4 protein-coding genes and 1 pseudogene are annotated in these 5,457 nt (G+C 72.8%); 3 read left to right on the plus strand and 2 right to left on the minus strand.

Features of this window, described 5'->3' with window-relative positions; genetic code table 11:
• Positions 1-154: 154 nt before the first annotated feature.
• Positions 155-820: a bifunctional DNA primase/polymerase gene (locus B7767_RS04265; protein ID WP_085570938.1), complete on the minus strand. Its 666-nt coding sequence runs from the start codon at positions 818-820 to the stop codon at positions 155-157.
• 507 nt (positions 821-1,327) lie between these two features.
• Here B7767_RS04265 and B7767_RS04270 point away from each other — a divergent pair.
• Complete coding sequence (locus tag B7767_RS04270; protein ID WP_085570939.1) at positions 1,328-2,842, plus strand: PP2C family protein-serine/threonine phosphatase; 1,515 nt, start codon at positions 1,328-1,330, stop codon at positions 2,840-2,842.
• 100 nt (positions 2,843-2,942) lie between these two features.
• Entirely contained in the window at positions 2,943-4,400 is a 1,458-nt protein-coding gene (locus tag B7767_RS04275; RefSeq protein ID WP_107485792.1) for an aminopeptidase P family protein, read from the plus strand.
• A 95-nt stretch (positions 4,401-4,495) separates the two neighbouring features.
• On the opposite strand, the gene B7767_RS04280 is transcribed toward B7767_RS04275, so the two are convergent.
• Positions 4,496-4,960 carry an ATP-binding protein gene (locus B7767_RS04280; protein ID WP_085570941.1) on the minus strand — a complete coding sequence of 155 codons (465 nt, stop codon included), beginning with the start codon at positions 4,958-4,960 and terminating at the stop codon, positions 4,496-4,498.
• Between the two features lie 220 nt (positions 4,961-5,180).
• On the opposite strand from B7767_RS04280, the pseudogene B7767_RS04285 reads away from it, so the two are divergent.
• Positions 5,181-5,457: pseudogene (locus B7767_RS04285) on the plus strand (hypothetical protein); the annotation flags it as partial.

A 5,457-nucleotide genomic window follows, 5' to 3' on the forward strand; every position in this document is an offset into this window, starting at 1 on the left:
GCCGTACCGCACCGGACGGCCCCGGCAGGCCTGCCCCCGGCCCCACCACGGCAGCACACGACCGTGCAGGCCGTCACGGTGCCCACGAGACGCGCGGACACCCCGGTCCGGCGGGGAGGACCACGCCCCGGCCGGGATGCCGTGCCCGCACCCGCTACATCTCGGGCGCGCTCACACCCGTACGGGTGAGGGCGTCGACCACGGCGTCCACCACCGCCTCGACACCGGGCACCCACGGCGAGGCCGAGCCGGGCAGCGGCGCGCGCTCCCAGCGGATCCCGCCCTGCGCGGTCTCGGACGGGGGCAGCGCGAGGTAGCCGCCCTCACCGTGGAAGCGGAGGGAACCGGGGACGAAGTCCTTGGCGTACAGCAGCTCGCCCAGCTGCTCCATGGAGTACGGCTCCACCAGGATCGACCAGCGGGCCGGCGAGGCGACGACCGGGCCGAGCCGCATGCCGCGGCGATCGAGCGCGGCGAGGGCGCGGGCGGCCGGCAGGGCGGGCAGGGACACCGCGCAGGGGGCCTTGCCTCCGGTGGCCAGGACGATCGGCGCCGTCGGCCGGTTGCCCCACCACCAGCGCACCATGCGCGCGTCGGTGGTGGCGGCGAGGAGGCCGGGGTCGAACGGGTGGGCACCCGGCACCGTGCACTCGGGGTCGGGGCAGGCGCAGCGGGACCGGCCCTGCGGGTCCGCCGCCACGCCCGGGAGTACGGGCCACTGCCAGTCCGTGGCGAAGGTCAGGGCCGCGCCGATCAGATCGGGCCCTCCGTCGCCGCGCCGGGACAGGAGCCTGCGTCGCCTTCCGAGGATCTCGCGCATGAGCGCTCGTTCCTTTCCGTTGCACGCCTGGCAACACCGTGGTCCAGATCACGTCATGTGTCGATCACTTCACTGTGCGTACCTATGGGCGCATCACACCCCCCGCGCCGGGCAGGGGGGTACCCCCTATGGGCCGAGCATGGGCTGCCTCCGCGGCCGTTCCACCCGTACCGCGTCTATCAGAAGTACGGGCGTGGCGTGGGGGTGGCGAAGTCTGGCGTTTGCCGTCGCGCGTGGTTCTCTCCGCCTCCGCCACGGGAGGATGGGGCACGGTCGTCGGTGGTTAAGACGCCCGGGTCCGTCGCCAGGTTCCCGAACGGTTCCCAACCGCCCCTGGTCTTCACCGAGTACGTACCCATCACGACCGTTGTGACGCTCCGTCGAGCAAGGCCAGTCGACCGCAATATGCCTCCCCCTGAGGCAGTTTCAAGCCAACTTCACATTTCGGCAAGAGGTCTGCGGGGAATTCTCTCCAGCCTCACGGACACCAGGAATCCCAGCAGGACAATGCTGGACATCTCCTCACGAGTACGTGTACATGTGGAGACACTGCCGGCGACGCAGAATGACATGGGGGTTTGCGATGCTTTTGAGCAGTACGTACCGGTCGGAAAGCCGGACACCATGAACGCTCCGCACCCTCCGAAAGTGGCCGGAATCGATTCAACGGTTCCCTCACCCGCACACACTGTCGCGTCCGTCACCGCGGGTACCTCCCCGGCTCCCCCGGCAAACCCCCAGAACGCGCCGGGCGCGCTGCTCCAGGACCGGCTCGCCGGCTGGGTCTCCGACCTCACGACCCTCCACGAACTCACCGAACGCCTGGCCCGCGCGAGCACGCTCGACGAGGCGCTCCAGGAGCTGCTGCGCGCGGGAGCCGCCCTGGTGGGCGCGCGGCGCGGGCTCGTCGCCCTGGAACCCGCCGACGGTCTCGGCCCGGCCACCACCATCGGCCTGGGACTGGCCCGCGCGGATCTCGGCCACATGGAGACGGTGCCGCGCGGCTCACTGCCGTACGGCAGGATCCTCGACGGGCTGCCCGGCGCCGACGACGGCATCGCCGAACCCGACCTGTTCGCCGAGAAGGGGCTCGACCCCCGGCACCGCGAGGTCGCCGCCCGCCTCGGCTACGCCGCCAGCTTCGCCCTCCCCCTCGCCACCGGGGCCGCCGGGCGCCTGGGTGCCGCGGTGTGGCTCTACGACGAGCCGGCCGAGCCGTCGGAGCGGCAGCGCCACCTCGTGGGCCTGTACGTCCGCCACGCCGCCGAGCACCTGGCCCGGCTCCTCGAACTCGAGCGCACGCGCGCGTGCATGGCCACGATGGCCGAGGAACTGCTGCCCTCCCGTCTCCCCCGGGTCACCGGCGTCCAGCTCGCCGCGCGGCACCGCACCTCCCCGCTCGGGGGCGGCGACTGGTACGACGCGCTGCCCCTGCCGGACGCGGCCCTCGGTCTCGCCGTCGGGTCCGTCACCGGGGCGGGACCCAGTGCGGTCGCGGCGATGGGCCGGCTGCGGGCGTCGCTGCGCGCGTACGCCGTGATGGAGGGCGAGGACCCGGTCGCCGTCCTGTCCGACCTGGAGCTGCTGCTGCGGCTCACCGAGCCCGCCCGGTCGGCCACCGCCCTGTTCGGCTACTGCGAACCCGCGCTGCGCCGGATCACACTGGCCGGCGCCGGGCACAGTCCGCCGCTGCTGCTCGGCGAGCACCGCACCGAGTTCGTCGAGACGTCGGTCTCCGCGCCGCTGGGCATGCTCGCCTGCTGGGAGGCGCCGAGCGTGGAGGTCCAGGCGGAGCCGGGGGAGACGGTGCTGCTCTACACCGACGGGCTGCTGCACCGCACCGGCGATCCGACCGACCGCGCCTTCGCGCGGCTGCACGCGGCGGCGGCGGGAGTGCCGAAGGCCCTGCGCCACGACCCCGGCGCCGTCGCCGACCACGTCCTGCGCGCGGTGCTGCCCGAGGGCGCGGACACGGCGGGCTCCAGGGAGGACGTGGTGCTGCTGGCGGCGCGGTTCGAGTAGCCGTCCCGTCCCTCTCCGCTACCGGTCCGTGCCCCATTCGGCCGTTTCCGCCCGACCGTACGATGGGGGGTGGTCCAGTGCCGTATCGAGGAGGATGACCGTGGCCGAGGAGCTGCCGGAGACCCCGGAGACTGCCGAGGAAGAGCCCGTCAAGCAGCGCAAGAACGGCCTGTACCCGGGCGTGTCCGACGAGCTGGCCGAGAGCATGAGGAGCGGCTGGGCCGACACGGAGCTGCATGATCTGCGGCCGGTCCCCCAGGCCGCCGAGACCGCCGCCCGCCGCGCGGCGCTCTCCGCCCGTTTCCCGGGTGAGCGTCTGGTCGTCCCCGCGGGCAACCTGAAGACGCGTTCGAACGACACGGAGTACTCCTTCCGCGCGTCCGTCGAGTACGCCTACCTCACCGGCAACCAGACGGAGGACGGCGTCCTCGTCCTGGAGCCCACGGCGGACGGCCACAAGGAGACGATCTACCTCCTGCCCCGTTCCAACCGTGAGAACGGCGAGTTCTGGCTGGACGGGCAGGGCGAGCTGTGGGTCGGCCGCCGCCACTCCCTCACCGAGGCCGAGAAGCTGTACGGCATCCCCGCCTCCGACGTCCGCGAGCTGGCCGGCGCGCTGCGCGAGGCCACCGGCCCGGTACGGGTGGTGCGCGGGTACGACGCCGGGATCGAGGCGGCGCTGACCGACAAGGTCACCGCCGAGCGCGACGAGGAGCTGCGCGTCTTCCTCTCCGAGGCGCGGCTGGTCAAGGACGACTTCGAGATCGGCGAGCTGCAGAAGGCCGTCGACTCCACCGTGCGCGGCTTCGAGGACGTCGTGAAGGTCCTCGACAAGGCCGAGGCCACCAGCGAGCGCTACATCGAGGGAACGTTCTTCCTGCGCGCCCGCGTGGAGGGCAACGACGTCGGCTACGGCTCCATCTGCGCCGCCGGCCCGCACGCCTGCACGCTGCACTGGGTGCGCAACGACGGCCCGGTCCGCTCCGGTGACCTGCTGCTGCTCGACGCGGGCGTGGAGACGCACACGTACTACACGGCCGACGTCACGCGCACGCTTCCGGTCAACGGCACGTACAGCGAGTTGCAGAAGAAGATCTACGACGCCGTGTACGACGCCCAGGAGGCCGGTATCGCGGCGGTGAAGCCGGGCGCCAAGTACCGCGACTTCCACGACGCCGCCCAGCGCGTGCTGGCCGAGCGGCTCGTCGAGTGGGGCCTGGTCGAGGGCCCGGTGGAGCGGGTGCTGGAGCTGGGGCTGCAGCGCCGCTGGACGCTGCACGGCACCGGTCACATGCTCGGCATGGACGTCCACGACTGCGCCGCCGCGCGGACCGAGACGTACGTCGACGGCACGCTGGAGCCCGGCATGGTGCTCACCGTCGAGCCGGGTCTGTACTTCCAGGCCGACGACCTGACCGTGCCCGAGGAGTACCGCGGCATCGGCGTCCGCATCGAGGACGACATCCTCGTCACGGCGGACGGCAACCGGAACCTGTCCGACGGGCTGCCCCGGCGGTCGGACGAGGTCGAGGCGTGGATGGCGGCCCTGAAGGGCTGACGCACGGCACGGCGGCCGGGTACGCGCGCGTGCCCGGCCGTTCCCGTCGCCGCACTGCGGCCCGACCGCACCGCGGCCCGACGCACCGCGTTTCGCTACACCGCGACGAGCGGGGCGTCCTCGCGCCACTTGAGGATCTTGTCGAAGCTCACCACCGCGCCGCCCCGGCCCGGTTTGTTGCCGATGTGGACGTGGTCGGCGAGCTCCCGGATGAGACACAGGCCCCGTCCGTGCTCCGCGTCGGACGGCGCGGGACGGGCCGGCGGGCGGGGACGGCTCCCGGTCGTGCCGGGGAAGCCGGGGCCCGCGTCGGCGACCTCGATGCGGCACTTCTCGCCGTCGAGGTAGGCGGTCACCCGGAACGCCTCCGAGGTGCCGTCCCGCACGGTGTCCCCGCCGTGCTCGACCGCGTTCGCGCAGGCCTCGCTGAGGGCGACGGACAGGTCGTAGGAGATGTCGGGGTCGACGCCCGCGGTCTCCATGGTGCCGAGCAGCAGGCGCCGGGCGAGCGGCACGCTGGCGGCGTCGCGCCGCAGATGGAGTGACCACCAGATGCTCATGCTCCAGCCTCCTGGCTGCGGCTCGACATACCGTTACGTATTGCCCTGAGTGCTCGCCGGTAAGCGTGAAGTTGACGTGAGACCGCCCATACGGCGGGTGTGTCGTGGATCCGATCGGTGTATGTGGGGCGTGTCGTAGCAGATGTGATCTTCCGGTCGTACCTCATCTTGCGGACCTGCCGTACGTCGGCCGGCGGGCCGGTGCGATGATGAGCGCGCCATGTCTGCCCCCCACCCGTGTACGACACGCTCCGGACGAGGCCTCCGGATCCTGCGGGCCGCGGTGTTCGCCGCGGTCTGCGTCGTGCTGGCCGGGGCAGGACACGCGCTCGCCTCCCGCACCGCCGTACCGCTGTGGACGCTGGGCGCGGGCTTCCTCGGGGCCCTCGCGGTCGCCGCGCCGCTCACCGGACGCGCGCGGTCGCTGCCGGGGACCGCGCTGCTGCTGGCGTGCGGCCAGACGGCCCTGCACACGCTGTTCGGCCTGGGGCAGCACG

Origin of the sequence: Streptomyces sp. 13-12-16, from assembly GCF_002114215.1 — a bacterium.
Classification (GTDB): Bacteria; Actinomycetota; Actinomycetes; order Streptomycetales; family Streptomycetaceae; genus Streptomyces.

Coding starts and splice junctions, on each gene's coding strand:
- B7767_RS04270 (WP_085570939.1), top strand. CDS start 1,328: ATGCTGGACATCTCCTCACGAGTACGTGTACATGTGGAGACACTGCCG.
- B7767_RS04280 (WP_085570941.1), bottom strand. CDS start 4,960: ATGAGCATCTGGTGGTCACTCCATCTGCGGCGCGACGCCGCCAGCGTG.
- B7767_RS04265 (WP_085570938.1), bottom strand. CDS start 820: ATGCGCGAGATCCTCGGAAGGCGACGCAGGCTCCTGTCCCGGCGCGGC.